General features: G+C 40.3%; 15 protein-coding genes and 2 pseudogenes. 3 read left to right on the forward strand and 14 right to left on the reverse strand.

All coding sequences use genetic code 11. From position 1 onward, the window contains the following. The first annotated feature begins 1 nt into the window (after position 1). Positions 2–511, forward strand: coding sequence for a hypothetical protein (locus RMY27_RS20710; RefSeq protein WP_322666343.1), 510 nt, complete (start codon positions 2–4; stop codon positions 509–511). 395 nt (positions 512–906) lie between these two features. Continuing rightward, positions 907–1077, forward strand: coding sequence for a hypothetical protein (locus tag RMY27_RS20715; RefSeq protein ID WP_322666346.1), 171 nt, complete (start codon positions 907–909; stop codon positions 1075–1077). Between the two features lie 488 nt (positions 1078–1565). Here the strand turns inward: RMY27_RS20715 and RMY27_RS20720 are convergent, their stop codons facing one another. The 8 genes and pseudogenes from RMY27_RS20720 to RMY27_RS20755 all read right to left on the reverse strand — a co-directional run bounded on the left by RMY27_RS20720 (position 1566) and on the right by RMY27_RS20755 (position 10947). Then, positions 1566–2447: a 2OG-Fe(II) oxygenase gene (locus RMY27_RS20720; RefSeq protein WP_322666322.1), complete on the reverse strand. Its 882-nt coding sequence runs from the start codon at positions 2445–2447 to the stop codon at positions 1566–1568. A gap of 447 nt (positions 2448–2894) precedes the next feature. Further along, positions 2895–4640 carry a GTPase HflX gene (gene hflX, locus RMY27_RS20725; RefSeq protein WP_322666341.1) on the reverse strand — a complete coding sequence of 582 codons (1746 nt, stop codon included), beginning with the start codon at positions 4638–4640 and terminating at the stop codon, positions 2895–2897. A gap of 215 nt (positions 4641–4855) precedes the next feature. Next, positions 4856–5108 (reverse strand): annotated as a pseudogene (locus RMY27_RS20730) (UPF0175 family protein). A 121-nt stretch (positions 5109–5229) separates the two neighbouring features. Then, positions 5230–6996 (reverse strand): tetratricopeptide repeat protein, encoded by a 1767-nt coding sequence (locus RMY27_RS20735; RefSeq protein ID WP_322666324.1) that lies wholly within the window; start codon positions 6994–6996, stop codon positions 5230–5232. Further along, positions 6993–8318, reverse strand: coding sequence for an AAA family ATPase (locus RMY27_RS20740; protein WP_322666326.1), 1326 nt, complete (start codon positions 8316–8318; stop codon positions 6993–6995). The genes RMY27_RS20735 and RMY27_RS20740 overlap by 4 nt, the downstream gene beginning before the upstream one ends. Positions 8319–8572: 254 nt before the next feature. After that, positions 8573–9553 (reverse strand): 7,8-didemethyl-8-hydroxy-5-deazariboflavin synthase subunit CofG, encoded by a 981-nt coding sequence (gene cofG / locus RMY27_RS20745; RefSeq protein ID WP_322666327.1) that lies wholly within the window; start codon positions 9551–9553, stop codon positions 8573–8575. A gap of 118 nt (positions 9554–9671) precedes the next feature. Beyond that, complete coding sequence (gene crtW / locus RMY27_RS20750; RefSeq protein ID WP_322666328.1) at positions 9672–10433, reverse strand: beta-carotene ketolase CrtW; 762 nt, start codon at positions 10431–10433, stop codon at positions 9672–9674. 322 nt (positions 10434–10755) lie between these two features. Further along, on the reverse strand, positions 10756–10947 hold the full coding sequence (locus tag RMY27_RS20755; RefSeq protein WP_322666329.1) for a chlorophyll a/b-binding protein: 192 nt from the start codon (positions 10945–10947) through the stop codon (positions 10756–10758). A 328-nt stretch (positions 10948–11275) separates the two neighbouring features. Between RMY27_RS20755 and RMY27_RS20760 the strand changes: the two are divergent. Then, a pseudogene (locus RMY27_RS20760) lies at positions 11276–11728 on the forward strand (SDR family NAD(P)-dependent oxidoreductase). 28 nt (positions 11729–11756) lie between these two features. Here RMY27_RS20760 and RMY27_RS20765 read toward each other — a convergent pair. From RMY27_RS20765 to aroC, 6 genes are all read right to left on the reverse strand, one after another. After that, on the reverse strand, positions 11757–12200 hold the full coding sequence (locus tag RMY27_RS20765) for an SRPBCC family protein (RefSeq protein WP_322666331.1): 444 nt from the start codon (positions 12198–12200) through the stop codon (positions 11757–11759). Positions 12201–12219: 19 nt separating this feature from the next. After that, positions 12220–12408 (reverse strand): CPXCG motif-containing cysteine-rich protein, encoded by a 189-nt coding sequence (locus RMY27_RS20770; protein WP_012411100.1) that lies wholly within the window; start codon positions 12406–12408, stop codon positions 12220–12222. 99 nt (positions 12409–12507) lie between these two features. Then, positions 12508–14163 carry a radical SAM protein gene (locus tag RMY27_RS20775; RefSeq protein WP_322666333.1) on the reverse strand — a complete coding sequence of 552 codons (1656 nt, stop codon included), beginning with the start codon at positions 14161–14163 and terminating at the stop codon, positions 12508–12510. A 21-nt stretch (positions 14164–14184) separates the two neighbouring features. Further along, a complete protein-coding gene (locus tag RMY27_RS20780) occupies positions 14185–14439 on the reverse strand; it encodes a SemiSWEET transporter (RefSeq protein ID WP_322666335.1) in 255 nt (84 codons plus the stop codon). 112 nt (positions 14440–14551) lie between these two features. After that, positions 14552–16285 carry a hypothetical protein gene (locus RMY27_RS20785; protein ID WP_322666337.1) on the reverse strand — a complete coding sequence of 578 codons (1734 nt, stop codon included), beginning with the start codon at positions 16283–16285 and terminating at the stop codon, positions 14552–14554. A gap of 287 nt (positions 16286–16572) precedes the next feature. Further along, positions 16573–17661: a chorismate synthase gene (aroC, locus tag RMY27_RS20790; RefSeq protein WP_322666339.1), complete on the reverse strand. Its 1089-nt coding sequence runs from the start codon at positions 17659–17661 to the stop codon at positions 16573–16575. Positions 17662–17832 lie beyond the last annotated feature (171 nt).

Here is a 17832-nt window from a genome sequence, read left to right on the forward strand (position 1 = left end):
AATGCTGCGGTTGTACTGGGTTCAGGTACTTTTCTCGGTTGAGGTGCAGGTGCAGGAGGTTGATAGTAAGGCGGTACTGACGGTGCAGGTGCAGGCGCTGGAGCAGGAACTGGAGCAGGTGCAGGCGCTGGAGCAGGAACTGGAGCAGGTGCAGGCGCTGGAGCAGGCGCTGGAGCAGGAGCAGGAGCAGGTGCAGGCGCTGGTGCGGGAGCAGGCGCTGGAGCAGGCGCTGGAGCAGGTGCTGGAGCAGGTGCAGGAGCAGGAGCAGGTGCAGGTGCTGGCGCTGGAGCAGGTGCAGGTGCTGGTGCTGGTGCTGGTGCTGGTGCGGGAGCTGGTGCGGGAGCAGGTGCTGGAGCAGGTGCTGGAGCAGGTGCAGGTGCAGGTGCTGGCGCTGGAGCAGGTGCAGGTGCTGGTGCTGGTGCAGGTGCTGGTGCGGGAGCTGGTGCGGGAGCAGGCGCTGGTGCTGGTGTTGGTGATATGCCTGCAAGTTTGCTACTTCCCTCACGGCTAGAACCTGGAAGTCCTACACTCATTACACGCAAGCCAAAGTCTTGATTGAAGAACTGATCAAGATTTAAGGCTGCTGTACTGTGAGACAGGACAAAGGTTGCTGTTTGAAAGTCATCTTTCCCGCCCTTTAAACCTTGCACACCAATTTCTACACCGTATTCAAATTTGTGGGTATTTCCATCACCGTTCAGATTAGCTTGACCAACACTTTCAAGCTGTCCGGCGGTGTTATATGCAGTCTCCGTTATGGGTACGCCCAAACCTGTGACTTTGAGGCCAGATAGAAGCGAGTTATCTTTAATGTTGAAGAAGACTCCGCGTATATCGCCGATATTTTTGTAGGTTGAGTCAGTCAAAAATTCCACTTTAAACTGAACCTTTCCAGCACCCGCTACTGTGTCATCTAAAGTGTATTTAACTTGCAGCGGATCGCCTGTAAAGTTAGTAGCAGTGAAACTCATAGAGGCAGCATTAGCAGGGTTGAACGAAGAGGTAGATACAGCTATACCCGCAGCCGCTATCAAAGAAGATCCTAGCCAAATAGAAAATACTCTTGCCATGATGTGATGTACTAAATAATAGTCGTTATATGCAGAAATTTTTGTTAATTCCAATTTCAATTTTCTCCTTATATTTTTTAAGTGTCTACTGTTTTTTCTAGCTTTATTGATATCTTTATTTATGGGTTTATTTATATAAATAATTATTGAATAGATAGTATTAGCACTTAGATTAACAAGTTTGTTTATCACTAAAAATATTAAATTTGTTTTTTGCCATATACTGCATGTGCAACAAATACTATAAGAATAAATACCGTTTAATATTGGCTTTATAAATTGAAAAAATTTTGCACTGCAAACTAAGCCTCTTCAATGCCTATCGCATAAGAGCTTTTAAAGATTATGTGTGGACGAGACAATAAAAATGCTTTCCACAAAAAGTAGAATTAATTTAAGCAACCATAGATTTTACCAAAGGGTTGAGTCAGGTGTATTTACCTAACTCAACCCTCTGATAATTGCCGAAGGTATTGTCTAACTGCTTAAATTCGCTTATCGGCGTATCCAGCCGTTGATTGTAAAACGGCTATCAGCAAACGCTTTAGACGGACAAATCACAGGCTTCACTTCGTGCATATATCGGCTGATGAAAAATACAATACTATTGTTGCGCGGTTCAATAGTCTTAAAAGACTCTGCATTGACATAAAAGTTGTTTTCAATTTTGCTGTCATAAATTAGTAATTCACCGCCAGAAAACTGCTTTGGCTCTCGATTAAAGTAATAAACGTATGTAATTTCTCTTGTAGCAGTTTCTGGGCTGCCATTGTCATTATGGATTTTGTAATAATTACCATGATTATGTGCAGTTAGTTGGCTTTCAATTTGTGATACAGAAAATAATGGTAAGTTTAATTTGCTGATGATATCAGGAATCATTGCTTGAATTCTCTTTAAGATCAGTTCAGAAAATTCAGGAAATGAGTAGATAACCATTGATTGGCGATAGTTAATATCCTTTGTAGAAGTATTGCTTGGCAAGAAGTCCGACTCTTTTGCCAGGACATATTTGAGTAAGCGTTTGTGTTCTTCTGGTTTAAGAAAATTATTTATTTGTATATAATCAGAAGCTAAAATATAATCATTTTGAAGTTGTATTTCCTCTGATTGCTGTACAAAGATTGGGGGTTCTGTAACCACACCTATAAGATGTTCGCTAGGAAAAGACAAAACCGAGCGGCCTTCATTGATGGGAATTTGGAATAAATTCTGTAACTCTGATTCTTGTTTGTAGGCATGAGCCACAACTGTTGTTAAAAGGCTATGCAGCACAGGTGCATCCGATTTTAAATAAACGGTGTATTGATGTCCTCCAGTTAAAAGAAGCTGTACTTTGACATCTTTCGACTCAAATTGCTGTGAAGCTAATTGCATATATATACCTTTCTTTCTATAATGTTGATCAATGAGATAACTCTAAAATTCATTCTGAAAGGTTAATACAGTACTTACAGCAAATTTCAAGTTGTGAGGTACACAAGCTAAGTCTGTTACCCAGATATAGAGCGTGTTTTACTTCTGAATTCTAAATTCTGCTGTATAAAATTAATTAAGAACAAGTTCAATGCTTAAATCCTGATACGTTATTAAAATTTATTTTGTGAATAAATTTAATTACTGTATCAGCTATAAACAGAAAAATACCATTAATCAATTGTTCTAACACGTCTTTTATAATATTGTCATTCAGCAAATTCCACATAATCCGATAAAGCTTTGGCAAAGAGTAAAGCAAAAATATCTGTTGTTTTCAATAGAAAATGCCGTAGTTACTATTAACTACGGCATTTTCAAGTAGAAGTTAAAAACTTATTTCAGCATTTACTGGGAGTCAACGGCGTATTCAATCAGTTTGGCAAGGCGCTGACGTAAGGTTTCTAATCCTAAGCGCTGACTTGCAGAAATAAATACCGCGAGGGGAAATTCTTCCCTAGCTAGGGCTAGTGTCTCACTATTAGCTTGATCGATCTTGTTAAAAATCACTAGCGCCGGCCCAGGAGTTATTGGCATTTGTGCCAAAATTTCTCTGACTGAGCGAATATGACGCAACCAAGCAGGGTGAGATAAGTCCACTAAGTGTAGTAGGGCATCGGCTTCTGTGACTTCCTCCAAGGTGGCGCGGAAGGCATCCATTAATGATGCAGGCAGTTCATGTATAAACCCCACTGTATCTGTAATCAGAATTTCCTGATGTTCATTTGTTTCCCCATAAGGAATCGCCAGACGGCGCGTGGTGGGATCGAGAGTGGCAAATAACTGGTCGGCTGTATAAACTTCTGCATTAGTGAGAGCATTCAGCAAAGTGGATTTGCCAGCGTTGGTATATCCAACTAAAGCCACTGAAGGAACTTCTCGATGCTGTCTTCGTTGCCGTAACCGAGAACGATGGGCCTGCAACTGAGTTACTTCTTTTTGCAGTCGGGATATGCGCTGGCCAATGGCACGGCGTTCAGTTTCCAGTTTGGTTTCACCAGGGCCACGAGTCCCAATACCACCACCCAATCGGGACATGGTGCGGCCTCTACCAGCCAGTCGCGGTTGCATGTATTCTAACTGTGCTAGTTCTACCTGCAACTTACCGGCACGAGATTGAGCGCGTTGGGCAAAGATATCCAAAATTACTTCGGTGCGGTCAACTACCCGGATACCAATTTGCATTTCTAAGTTGCGGACTTGGGAGGGTGAGAGGTCGCGGTCGAAGACAACGAGGTTAACTCCTAGTGTTTGGGCAGTTAGGGCAATTTCTTGCACCTTACCTTCGCCAACTACGGTTTGGGGATGAACGCGCGATCGCTTTTGTTGTATTGTCTGTAATACATCTCCCCCAGCTGTATCAACTAACCGTGCCAATTCTAATAGGGTGTCTTGGAATTGTAGGGGAGTCATCTCACTGGTCATCAGCCCCACAATCAGCACGCGATCGTGGTCAGCATCTACTTCCTGGGCGATAAATTCCCGCTGGAATTCCGCTTCCAGATTTTCTACCAAGTCTACTAAATCCTGGTCTGCCAGATCGTCCAAGTCTAGAGGTGGCGATATATTCCAACTTGGGGATTGGATTTGGCTCTCCCCTATCTTGGGAGCAGCAGGACTAGTAATCAGGGTGCGAGACTCTTGGGGTGTTAGATGAGCTAGATAAGCTTCTTTGACATACCCAGTCGCACCGCCTCCCCGCCGTGTAAAGCCGGTTCCGGTAATATTTAGGACAACTAGGGCATCTAAGCGTTGCAGTGCCATAGCCGTGAGTGCCGCTTCGTTGGGCGGTTCTGGCTTTAGATGGGTGGCAATACAACGAATACCACTGAGTCGTTCTGCACCGTAACGGGGCAATTCCATCGGTGGTATTTGCGTTTGACGTGGTGTGCCTACCCCGACGCGAATCACTTGTCCGCGACGGTTGATGTAGGCGCACACAGGCTGATTGACTTCTGTGCTAATTGCTGCCAGACGCTGGGAAAACTCAGGCGTGGTGATGCGATCGCCTGGTATGCGCTGGTGATACAGCCGCTGTAGTTGCTTCAGCTGGCTGGACTTCAGACCTTGGAGATTTCCAAAAATAGTTTCTATAGGCGTTTATGACCAGTGAAATGGCCCCCCGAATTCTTATAAGTCTATTTTACAACAGGGTTTAGGCTCCTATCTCTCTCCTTTGAGGGATGCGTTAGTAATTAGTTCACGGTGGGTATTTATTTGAGGCGATTTTGGTGGTAAAATAACTCACAAATCGAGCAATGGTAACAACACGCGCCGCCTCACAACAAAATTTAACAATTATATTACTTTCAAGCATTTGCTAAATCAGATATAAGTTCCTTTTCTGTTAAATCAATCATCGCTACACCATAACGGTGTAAATTAAGTAAAAAAGTTACCCTATCTATACCTGCTAAATGTGCAGCTAGACCAGAAGAAATGCGTTTCATTATCAAATAGTTTAACTGCCATCGCCATTTTTGCTTCTTGTTAAAACTGTTCTCGCTTTTGCTGTAAGGCATCTGGTAAAGTTTCTGGATAGTCAATTTTAAGTTGTGACATGATTTTTAGAGCGCTTTTAATTTCAGTTCGGCAAGAAAAGGGCGAGCGCATTTTATTTCTCAGTCAAGGTGTGAAGGCGATCACTACATTAATCCCTACATTAATTTAGTCTTTATAGCGGTTATTGAATTAAAGTTTGAAACCGCTCATCTTCCCAGATACTATCAAAATCTGAGTTAGTTTTTGCCATCTCTCGATATTTATCGGGACTCATATGAATTACTTTTTCCAAATTTTTTAATGCCTGCTTAATATTACCTTGAAGAGCATAACAGCAAGCTTTATTGTACCAAGCTTCATGATTATCTGGTTTAAATTGCAGTGCTTGCTCGAAGGATATGATCGCTTCTTGATAACGTTCTAAATTTCTCGAAGCATAGCCTTTAGCGTACCAAGATAAATAGTCATCTGGCTTAATTTTTAGTGCTTGATCGTAGGAAGTAATTGCTAATTCGTAGTTTCCTAAACTTTCTAGTGCAATACCTCGATCATACCAAGCTAAATAGTCGTCTAGTTTAATTGTTAGTGCCTCTTCGTAGCATCTAATCGCCTCTTCATAACGTCCTAAATTGTCTAGTACATTTCCTTGGCTATACCAAGCTAAGTGATAATCAGGTTGAATTTTAACTGCCTCCTCATAACAAGTAATTGCTGCTTCAGTATGTCCCAAATTTGCAAGTGCATTGCCCTTACCGTACCAAGCTAAATGGTAATCTTGTTTAATTTTTAGTGCTTCTTCATAAGATGTAATTGCTGCTTCAAAGTATCCTATTTTTACTAGTGCAATGCCTCGATTATTCCAAATTAAGTAAGAATTAGGTTTAATTTTTAGTGCTTCTTCATAAGATGTAATTGCTGCTTCAAAACGCTCTAAATTTAATAGTAAATTACCTTTATTATTCCAAGCCTCATAATAATCGTTTTTAATTTTTAGTGCTTCTTCGTAAGATGCTATCGCTGCTTCAAAATATCCTAAATTCACCAGCATAATACCCCTATTGTACCAAGCATCATGGTAATTAGGCTTGATTTTTACAGCCTCATCGTAGGATGAGATTGCTAGTTTATAAAGTCCTAAATTACCTAGCGCAATGCCCCGATTGTACCAAGCCTGGTGATAATCAGGTTGAATTTTTACCGCCTCATCATAGGATGTGATCGCGACTTCATTTTCATTAGCACTAACTAATAACTTTCCCATCTCACATAGTAAACTCGGCTTCCGACTTTTTGTCTGGAATTTTTCTGTCAGCATATCTTTAATTTCCAGAAGTTTCTCTATTTTTTTTTCATGGCTAAGTTTTAAATATTCTTCATAACCTGCTTCGTCCAGTAGGCGAGATGACTCTTCATCTACCACTTCTTGTGTTGTCGGCAATTCAAACACCCCAGAACGCCAATCAAAAAAATCTGGGGCACGATGAATAAAATAGTTTATCGAAAATGAACGCAAAAGAAAAACAAAGCTAATTTTAAAATCATCTCTAAAGCGTTCTCGCTGTTGGTTTAAGTGATTTAAAATATGCGGAACACTGGTTAAATTGCTAAATTGTCCTTCAGTAATTTCGCCAAAGCTTCTTTTTTCATACTTATATAAAGAATATTCCAGACCTTTAATCAATAAAATATCAATTTGCTTGTCTTTAACAAACTCTGCTACGGGCTGATATAAATTATCAATCGCCTCAACTAAGGGCAAAACTGCAATCTTTTTATGCGGAATCTCCTGGGGAAGTTTGACAATGAAGTTGTCTGCTTCCACAGGTGTACATTGCACAAAAAACAAACCAAATCCTGATTTTCGCTTCAGTGCGCGAATCAAGTCTTGATAAGCTTCTTCTGGTTCTGGGGGTAAATCATCATCCCAATCACTTAAATTTGGGTTCATGAAAGTTTTGCTACGGCTTCTTTAAATTCTGGAATTCCTTGAATCAATGGATGAATATCATACCAACGCTGCATCTCTCCCTCATCATCCAAATAGCGGTATTCTAAAAGACAACGGTTATACATCAAACTCCGATACAAGTCATCATTAATAATGCGCTTAGAACAAGACACTTCCGCTAACAGACACCATTGATGATCTTCCACAGCGCGGCGATAAGTATCTCTAGCTTGAGTAATTGCTCGTCGCACTGCCTTTTCTGAAACAGGTAACTCTTCAGTGCGTCCAAAGGCATCTTGAGTTAACAATAGCAAATTCCTCACATGACCTCCACTCATTAAACAAAGTCTGTCTAAGGTTTGGGGACTGTCAAAAATTTCTGTTTCTAGTGATAGTTCGGGTGCAATTTGCCGGACTCGCTTGTTAATTACTTCTTTAATTTTCTTAAGTCCTGGCTGGTAAAGTTCACCTTTGAGAGTGTTGACCATAATCATCGGCAAAATTTGGGGGTCGCCGTAGATATCTCTGAGGTCTGTTGCCCTTGTAGAATAGACCATTGAAATGGGGACAGTGTAAATCAAATGGCAATCTAAAGCTTGGAGTTGTTCGCTGCGGTCTAAAAAGACTTCCTCATAATTGGTGCGTTCTCCGTCTTTGACTAATACCATCCGGTCTAAATTATCGACAATTACCGCCAGTTGAGTTTTACCCGTAGGTAAGTTCTTTTTTGCATCCACTAGAAACTCATTTAACACCTGAATTAAAGTGACAGTGTAAGGATCAATTTTCTGGCGAATCTTCTGGCGTAATTCCGGAACAGCCCTTAAATTTGCGGTCAACTTGGCAAACTGAGCAAGTTTGGCTTCTACTCCCAGACTCTCAAACTCTATGGGAGTCTGCGCCAAATCTTTTAAATCTTCCCAACGACTTTTTAACCAGTTGAGTATAGGATCAGGACTGGCAATTTCTTTTAAATCTTTGAGCAAACGGCGGGTACAGGCAAGGAGTATATCTGTGTATTGGGCATCTTCAGAATCGATATCCTCTTCATCCGCCGCAAAATAGACTACATAAAATTTCCGATTTTCTAAATACTTCTTTAATCTGAGTAACTCTGTAGACTTCCCCGCACCCCGATGACCAGAGTACAATTGGCAAGTATTTGTATTTGCCAATTGCATCCGATTTCCCAACTCTTGCAAAATATCGGCATCTCCCCGCACATCCTGACAATCTACATATTTTGGATCGCCTGCGGGTAAGGGTTCAAAGGGGTTAAACGCGTTGTAGAGGTTTGCGAGTAAGTCAGTACTATTAACCATAGGTAAAAAATATAGCAATGATGCTCATAATAATTGAGATCATACAGAATTGAGGTAGATGAATCCAGTTCAAATACTCGTCAACGGAGTTCAAAAGCTCATTAATGGAGTTCAGAGGTTCATTAACGGAGTTCAAAGGCTCATTAATGGAGTTCAGAGGTTCATTAATGGAGTTCAAAGGTGGATGAACGCACCTCAAATACTCGTCAACAAAAAAACTACTACGAAATGGGAAAATCTTTACTTCCCTATTCTTATAAAAGAGAAACTGGGGTTAGAGTCTTGCGCCAGTGCTTCACTGCTGTTTGTAATTCTCCCGACAACCAGCTATCAAATTGCGGATAAACTGGCAAACGGGGCAGCAATTCCCACCCCGCGGGCTGTAAAATTTCTCTTAATGCCTGTTCCTGAACATGAGGATAATCAGGATTGACTTCATCTTTTGGCCCAATTCCACCCAAATCTCGCGCACCAGCTTCGATACAAGCGAGTAACCATTGGTCATCTTTAACTAAATTCGGCGGAATTTGAATAGTAATATCTGGCGGTAAAATCTGACGTGCTTTAGCAATTACTTCTGGTAACTGATGAGGATCAAAAGGTGGTGCATCAAAGGTTTGCTGATATCCTGGACTATGAGGTTGCAAGATAACTTCTTGAATGTGGTGATAACGTTGATGCAGTTGAGATATAGCTGTTAATGTTTCCCACCAATCATCTATAGTTTCCCCAATTCCCAATAGTAACCCAGTTGTAAAGGGAATCTGCAACTCTCCCGCCCATTGCAATTGTTGTAAACGCACTTCTGGTAATTTACTCGGTGCGTGCCGATGTACACTATTTAACAATGTTGGCGTTAACTGTTCCAACATCAGCCCCATAGAAACATTCACACGCTTAAGCTTTTGCATTTCTTCAAGACTCAGTGGCCCTGCATTTGTGTGAGGTAAAAACCCCATTGAAAGCGCTAATTCACACAAATCATAAATCCGGTCAAACCAGGCCTGACGCTTTGGCGAATGGGGATGTACTTCACCACTAAGTATGAGGATTTCACAAACTTTTTCGTTTTGAAGTGGTTTTAAAATACTGTCTGCATCTGAAATACTCATCCAGGGACTTTTACCCGGTTCGCTGCGAAAGTTGCAGTAGCTACACCGATTAAAGCACTCGTAAGTGGGAACGATTGTATAAGCAGGGCTATAAGTTACAACACGAGAATTATTAATTAACATCAATAAGCAGAATAAATTTGCTCTTAGTAAGCAGCTTCAGACTTATTTTAAGTGCTGGATACACTGACTACAAACCTTTAATTATTCACGCCCACTTAATTTATTAGAAAAACAAGAACTATTTCGCTTTGTAAATTTCTGGTAACTGCCACCAAGGAATATGAGGATACTCGTGGTGTTCTTCGTGGTAGCCGAAATGATAGCACGTGATAAATGACCACCAAATTGGACGGCTTATAGTTTGGGCACAATGAGGCTGAATATAGCCTCCGCTTGGTTCGCTATGTGGAAGGAAAGTACCAAAATAAAATAATTGGAATGAACTTAAAAGCGAAGGAAGCACCCAAAAGGTTATTAGATTAGCATGAGGTATATGAAGGATGCGATTAGCAAATTGATAGATAAGAGTCAGAGCAATAATTTGCCCCCAACTCCAGTAACCCTTCATAAAATTAAAATACCAAGCAAAGAAGTTTTTGTGTTTACCATTATGAAAATCTGGGTCTATTTGACTTGCTGGATTGTGGTGATGCACCCAATGTTTTTGCAATAATTTTTGATAGGGTAAAAGACCATAAAGGGATAGGGTCAATGTTCCAATAAAATGATTAATTTTGGGGTTCTGGGGAAATACTACCCCATGCATAGCATCATGAGATGTAATAAATAATCCGGTATATAGAAATGTTTCCCATAATATAACAGGGAATAACATCCAAAATTTTAGCTTGGAGATATCAAGGGTAAGTAATAAACTCAGGCTAATCACCCATGCGCTAACAATGACAATAGCAATATAAAGCCCCTTAAACTGAGATTTACTTCTCACTACTGGAGTCAGTTTTGTTTGATGACTGGGTGGTTGTTCTAACTGGATCACGCTTTTACTCCGCCTAGCATTCAGGTGAAAATTCCAAAAATATATATAGTTATGACAAAAACAACTAACCGAGAAAATCTGTTAGTGGTCAATGTTTTACACTGGACAATGCCAATGCTCAAAAGTATGTATAAATATTAAGATACTTTAATTAGTATTACACAAGCAACTGCTAGTCTAAAAACTGTTTTCGGTTGGAAGGTTGAGTGATACAAGTAAAGGCACTGGAAAAGTTAGTATCTACTATAACCAGTGTCTTATCTTTGATACTTTGGATATAATCTTAGCCTGCAACAAAAATGGTCAATAATTAGCGGGGAGTTTAGGAGACGAGATGAAGTACGTCCCGCACTACGCTATAACCATTGAGATCCCAAAGTAAGTAAGCTAGAAAACCGATCATAGCCAAGCGACCGTTCCAAAGTTCAGACTGAGGAGTTAGCCCAAGATCACCAGCATTGCGGTCTTTGCCATTGTATGCCGTCTCAGTTTTATCACTAGGATAAAGTGCCATTGTTAAGTTCCCTTAAGAAGCTATTTACTTAGTTCATATTACTTAACTTAACTCTTGGGCGCTATCTGTCTCTAGTTTCAAAGTAGAAGCAACTCTAAAGAATGAGATTTTAAGGAGTTTAGGAAATATTTATCTAACAAAAGTTCAATAATAGCTTTTATTAGCCTATAGATCAGAGGTATTTTTACCAAATAATTGCTCATGAAAACTTGTCATATTACTAAAAAAATATTTTGCATCTGAGAAAAAATCTAACGGAAGTTAGAAGGTTTCTGGAGTGTTCTTACCGAGACTAATAAACAGTAAATAGGTTTTTCAGACTTAAAGTATGACTCCTACGGTACTGATTACAGGTGCTTCTGAAGGCATTGGCAAAGCAACGGCTCTTTTATTTGCCCGGCAAAGATATGACTTGGTACTTGCAGCTCGTTATCCTGACCGTTTGAAGCCTTAGTGCAGGAGGTGCAAAGCATTGGCCGTGTAGCACCATTAACGGTTACTTGCGATGTCACTGACCCATCTCACTTTCATGGAACGGGCAGTTTTTCGGGGCAAGGATGAGCAAGATACTCAAACTCGTCGTGGACAGCTTGAGAATGTGCTGAAAAATCCGGTGGTGGAAAAGCCTGAAGATGTGGCAAATTCTATCTGGGATGCAGTCAAGAATAAGAAGTCAGAAGTGATGGTTGGTTCTGCGAATTTATCGCAAGCTTTGTATCGCTTATTTCCTAGTTTGATAAAGTGGGTTTCGCGGCAAGGGTTGAAAAATCAAGAGAATTAATTTTTGCTACCAGCACATTTTGCTATTGTTACTCACATTCTCGTTTCGTTACATAGTGGCGATAGCGAAACATTGCTTCTAGTTGGACTTGCACTAACCAACCACTGACAAATTCAACTGTTCCTCCGCCAGGCATAGAAAAAGAAATAGCATCAGTGAGCTTAGTTTTGCCAGCTTCCAGTTCAAATTCATGTCGATGTATCCAAGATTCAAAAGGCCCAGATATCTGTTCGTCGGTAAACAGGCGATATTTTTCACATTCAGTATGACGCGCTAACCAAGTTAAAGGTAATGGACCAAGAAATAGGCGAAATTCTGTGATAGCGCCCACGTTTAGCCCTCCTTCACGACGAACCACTTGGACTGGCTGCCAAGGGGGATTCAACAGTTGCAAAATATCTGGCCTTTCGTGAAATTTCCAAACTACTTCTGGTGAGGCATTAATTATTGAGGAATGTTTAAAGTGCAGCATGGAAAGAAAAAGCTAAAATTCAACTTTCGGACTCGGTGTCAATCTCGATATCTAGGGTATCTTCATCAACCCGCACATACAAAATATTTGGGTTACAACAAACTTGACAATCTTCAACGTAAGATTGCTGTCCTCCAGCACTCAAATCAATAAAAGTTAAGTTCGGTTCGCCGCAATAGGCGCAGTAATACTCAGCTGTGTTTTGCATCAAGTTTTCAGCTATGAATTCAATGGTATTGGGCATGGGGCATGGGGCATTAGAATATCGAATATTAACTTTTAATTCCCAGTCCCTAGTCCCCAGTCTCTAGTTCCTAGCCCCCAGTACTGGCTGTAATTCTTTTGGAGATGGATTGATATAACTTTGAGCATCAGCCAAATGCTTTAGTAGTGTAGACTGTGGCAGAGGCCCTTGCAAGTGACTCCAGGGTAATACTTGTTCTGTTGACCATTCGGCGTGGACATAGAAATCTAAGTCGGGGATTTGTCCTTTGAGTTGCTTGAAAGCACGTTTGTAGCTACCCAAGGAATCGCCAAAGTCGCGAGTAAGTTCGAGGAGTTGGGAGAGTCTGCGATCGCCTCTCGATAACAAAGCCTGTATAATCGACCAATTATAGCTTTCTGGGCGAAACTCTATCCCCTGTGGTTTTAGCTGTTTTTGCAAAAACTGCAACCGCTTTTCTGCTTGGCGATTTACCCCAAACCATTGAAATGGTGTATGTGCTTTGGGCACAAAGGTGCTGCATCCGTATGTTAAGCGCAATCCCGGCGCAGCTTTTTTGATATTACGCATCATCGCCACGGTTTGTTCTAAATCTTCTGCTTCTTCACCAGGAATTCCTGCCATTCCGTAGAGTTTCAAGCTTTTTAATCCGCCAGCTTTGGCATTTATGGCTGCTTGAATAATTTCGTCGTTATGCAGCTTTTTGTTGACGATTTGCCGGATTTTCTCGGAACCACTTTCTACTGCAATGGTAAGCGATCGCGTGTCTCGTTTCGTCAAAGTTTCTGCTAATTGGACTGTTACAGTATTAGTTCTCACTGAAGCAATACTGAGACGGACATCATCATACTTTGGCTGACTAATATAATCTAGCAAAGCCTCAAATTCTGGATGTTGAGTAACTGAAGCCCCTAATAATCCTAGCCGATTTGTGACTTCTAAACCTTTTGCGATCGCTGGAATTAACGAACCTTCAAGACTGGCTGTTCTAAAAGGCAGTGTAAGATAACTCGCCAAACAAAAGCGGCACATTTCTGGACAACTTCTTACAACTTCCACCATGTAAATATTTTCCCATGCTGCTTTTTCGGTGACTACAGTAGAAGCCGATAGGGTATTTCCTCTGTAAGTTTGCTTTTGCACCACTGCGGGAATTTCGGGAGAAATTGGTTTAATTGACTTTACTTCACCATCTCTTGTGTTATATTCCACCTCATACAAACTGGGTACATAAATTCCTGGTATTTGTGCAAGTCTTTTTAGTTGAGTTTGTCTTGAGGCATTTCTTACTTCTTTGTAAGCCTCAAGAAAATTCCCTAACAGGGTTTCGCCATCTCCCAGTAAAACGACATCAAAAAAATCTGCAAAAGGTTCGGGGTTAGCAGTAAGAACGGGGCCACCACCAAAAATTATCGGATGAGAATCATCACGAGAGGTTCCTCGAATGGGAATTTCTAAAGATTCCAGCAAATTTAGAATATTCACATAATCCAGTTCCCACGAAATAGAAAATCCTACAATTTCCGGCTTTCTGGGGAGTTGTTCGTGAGTATCTGTAAACAGGCGACTCACCTGCACATCATCACGCATTGCAAAACTTGCCCACACTACCTGATAGCCAAGGCTAGTGATACCTACGCTGTACTCGTTGGGAAAGGCGAAGATTATGGGGATAGCGTTGGTGTCTGGGGCGGTAGGTGTAAATAGAAGGCGTTCAGAGTCGAATACAGATGATGTCACAGGTGTTTGTTAGGGGCAAGTTTATCTATATTTAATTTTAAGCCATAGAATAATTAAGTTAAAAATCAATGTTATAGCGTTAGCAAGAATAATTGGCAAAGATTGTAAATAAATTCCATAGATTAGCCACAAAAAAACACCACTTATGAATGTAATCAGCGTCACCAAAGAAACATCTTTTGCTGATTTTGTTTGCCAAGTTTTAAACATCTGCGGCAAAAAAGAGATTGTGGTTATTGTGGCGGCAGCTAATCCTAGAATCGTTAGAAAATCCATGCGATGCAACCATATCAATTCATTTGTAGTGTAACGCTAGAGGAACACTTGCATTACATTAAATTTTACTTAGGTTCTTTTTTAGTTTTCTAATGTAATTTTATTTTTTGATTCAGATTTTATTCTTTGGCTTTTTGATATAAGACTTCGCCCAAGCATAGCGTTGTGGATCTTTATTTAGTAGGTAGTTTATCACTTGCCGACGCTTATTTTCATCCTTAGCATTTTTCACTACTCGCTTGATTTCAGAATCCATATCTCTAGGATTAGCCCCACGTTTGATTGCTTCTTGAAACCAATACTCACCATCTGAATATTGATGCCGTTCAAAACAAATAGCTCCCATCAAGGTGTAAGGGTGATGGCTTTTTGGCTGATACTCAATAGCTTGACGAGCGCAATTTTCTGCTTTATCTAATTTTTCAATATCTCGAAAGGCTCCACCTCTGCTAGTTAGCAAAGCTGACTTGAGTTTATTTTCTTTGATGTTGTCGAATTCTAAATTGTTAGTCAGTTGCAATGCCTGTTCTGGTTTATCTGCTTTGCGCCAATGACTACTAGCATTTGCTAAGTTCCATTTGTTGTCAGTGCGCTTAAACTCCTGCTCATAGAAATTTGCTTCAATTGTGTGGTAAGCAATCCAAATTTTACCAGAGACTAAATTCTTCTCTTGATACTTAGGCTCTTTTTGCCAGCTATAATAATTAGCTGTTGGTTGAGGCACTTTAATTTTAGTCTCTTGTAGCCAAGCAAACTCTGTTGGTTCAAGTCGCTCTTTTAATTCAAGTTTTTGCAAAATTGTGTATAAAAGACTAGTGTGTGATTTATCTTGATAAGCTAAAACATCATATTTTAATTTCAAAGCTGCAAAGTGCTTTTGTTGGGCGAGAATAATTATATTTTCTCGTCCATTAATTTTCAGCCACTCAATTTCTAATTCATTTAGAGCTTTTCCTGATTCTATATTTAACTTGAGATTACTAGCGTATTTATCGTGATAAATTTCTATTGTCTTAGTCAGCTTATGCTTTCTCAAGAAGTTAATATCCTGTTCACCTAAGTGATGTGAGAAATCAAGTTTTTTGAGAACTTTATACAGGTGACTCTTAGGCGATAAATCATCATAATGAGTGACCTTATACTTAGCTCTCAAGGCAGTAAATTCTCGTGTTTGTTCTAACTCTTGAGCAATCGCAATTGTTTCGCTAAATCCTTGCTGTTCTAACCAGTTAATTTCTGAACCACTCAAATTATTTTTTGCGTCAATGTTTTGCAGTATTGGATATAGTGGACTGGATAATGATAAATCTGAATGTTTAATCGCTTGGTATTTATCTTTTAACTCAGCAAATTGAGCTTCTTTTACTGACTCCTGTTGCTTAAAAATTTCTGCTGTTTCCAAGAGTTGGTTATTAAGCAGCCAATTATATTCAGAATCACTTAAACGTTCTGTAACTTCTAACTTTTTTAGTATTTGATGCAAGAAACTATCAAGATATGAGTTTTGATATTGAGTAGCTTTGTACTTATATTTGAGTTGAGTAAATCGGTTTCTCTCTTGATCAATCTTATGCTTCTCTTGAGCAATCTTCTTCATCTCTTGAGCAATCTTCTTCGCTTCAGATAAATCATTTTCTCTCAGCCATTGAACTTCTGAATCAGTAAGTAAATTCCCTGAATCAATTTTCCAAAGTATAGAATACAGATGACTAGATTGCCAGGAAGTACCATGCTTTGTAGCTTTGTACTTAGACTTTAATTTTGAGAATTCAACCCCTAAATTTACAAAGTCCTTTAATTTATCTTGCTCTTCTTGACATATAAATTCAAGCTCATGTTCTCTCAACCATTCAATTTCTAGTGTAGTTAGTTGAATTCCTAAGTCAACTTTTCGCAGGATGAGATAAAGAAGACTAGAGGGTGATGAATCGGGATAATTAGTTGCTTGGTACTTGGACTTTAAAGCAGCAAAGTGTTTTAAGCGATTTTGAGACTCTTGAACCATATTGCTAGTAGATGCGATCGCACGTAGTTAAATGTGTTATCCGCTACTATAGCAATACAGATAAAAAAGGGCGAGTCAGACACCCACCCTCGAAGCATAAATATTTTATGAAAGTCCACGTACAATCCCTACAACACCTTACACTGTCCATGATGTCGTAACAAATGGTCACACAACACTAGCGCCACCATCGCCTCCACCATTGGAACTGCACGCGGTAACACACAAGGATCGTGTCGTCCTTTCGCAGCCAATAGGGTTTCTTCTCCTTCACGAGTTACTGTTTTTTGCTCTTTTCTAATTGTCGCCGTTGGCTTAAATGCAACTCGTAAAATGATATTTTCCCCGTTGGAAATTCCCCCCTGAATACCACCAGAACGGTTAGTTACAGTGCGAATTTCACCATTTTCATCAATATAATATTCGTCGTTATGCTCAATTCCGGTTAACAACGTCCCGCCAAAACCGGAACCGATTTCAAAGCCTTTGCTAGCAGGGAGAGACATCACACCCTTAGCGATATCAGCTTCCAATTTATCAAATACTGGTTCGCCCAAACCTTTCGGCACGTTACGCGCTACACATTCTACGACACCGCCGATAGAATCACCAAGTCTCCCAACTTGTTCAATTAATTCAATCATGCGATCGCTACATTCAGCATCGGGGCAGCGAACGATGTTGCTTTCTACTTGTTCTAAGGTAACGGTATTTGGATCGACTACACCTTCCAAGTCTTTGATGCGCTTGACGTAAGCGATAACTTCGACATTAGCAACTTGACGGAGAATTTTTTTAGCGATCGCACCTGCTGCTACTCTGCCAATTGTCTCACGCGCTGACGATCTACCCCCGCCTTGCCAATTACGAATGCCATATTTTGCATCATAAGTTGCATCCGCGTGAGAAGGGCGATACTTCTCGGCCATCTCGTCGTAGTCTTGGGAACGAGTGTCTTTGTTCCGTACCAAAATTCCTATAGGCGTTCCTAGTGTTTTGCCTTCAAATACACCTGATAAAATCTCGCAAGTATCGGCTTCTTTGCGAGGTGTGGTAATTTTACTTTGTCCCGGACGCCTTCTATCTAATTCTACTTGAATTTCTTCTGCCGAAATTTCTAGTTGTGGAGGACAACCATCAATCACAACCCCCACACCACCGCCGTGAGATTCACCAAAAGTAGTTATACGAAATAGATGACCAAAAGTGTTGCCCATGATCTTAAAGAAAAAGGATGAGGCTTATGTATTTTACCTAGAGTTTGTGCAAAAGTTAATTTTTATGCTTTGGCACTCGCAATGTTTGACGTATAGCCTTTACCTATACAAATAAGAAAGCGCCCTCCGTTACCAGAGGGCGCTTTCTCATTTAGCTAAACTTCAGAATTA

The sequence above is a fragment of the Nostoc sp. DedQUE09 genome, assembly GCF_034530915.1.
Taxonomy (GTDB): Bacteria; Cyanobacteriota; Cyanobacteriia; order Cyanobacteriales; family Nostocaceae; genus Nostoc.

Bases quoted from the DNA above. Each gene is read 5' to 3' on its own strand.
- RMY27_RS20710 (WP_322666343.1), top strand. From the start codon at position 2: ATGCTGCGGTTGTACTGGGTTCAGGTACTTTTCTCGGTTGAGGTGCAG.
- RMY27_RS20720 (WP_322666322.1), bottom strand. From the start codon at position 2,447: ATGCAATTAGCTTCACAGCAATTTGAGTCGAAAGATGTCAAAGTACAG.
- RMY27_RS20735 (WP_322666324.1), bottom strand. From the start codon at position 6,996: ATGAACCCAAATTTAAGTGATTGGGATGATGATTTACCCCCAGAACCA.
- RMY27_RS20740 (WP_322666326.1), bottom strand. From the start codon at position 8,318: ATGGTTAATAGTACTGACTTACTCGCAAACCTCTACAACGCGTTTAAC.
- cofG (WP_322666327.1), bottom strand. From the start codon at position 9,553: ATGTTAATTAATAATTCTCGTGTTGTAACTTATAGCCCTGCTTATACA.
- RMY27_RS20755 (WP_322666329.1), bottom strand. From the start codon at position 10,947: ATGGCACTTTATCCTAGTGATAAAACTGAGACGGCATACAATGGCAAA.
- RMY27_RS20765 (WP_322666331.1), bottom strand. From the start codon at position 12,200: ATGCTGCACTTTAAACATTCCTCAATAATTAATGCCTCACCAGAAGTA.
- RMY27_RS20770 (WP_012411100.1), bottom strand. From the start codon at position 12,408: ATGCAAAACACAGCTGAGTATTACTGCGCCTATTGCGGCGAACCGAAC.
- RMY27_RS20780 (WP_322666335.1), bottom strand. From the start codon at position 14,439: ATGGATTTTCTAACGATTCTAGGATTAGCTGCCGCCACAATAACCACA.
- aroC (WP_322666339.1), bottom strand. From the start codon at position 17,661: ATGGGCAACACTTTTGGTCATCTATTTCGTATAACTACTTTTGGTGAA.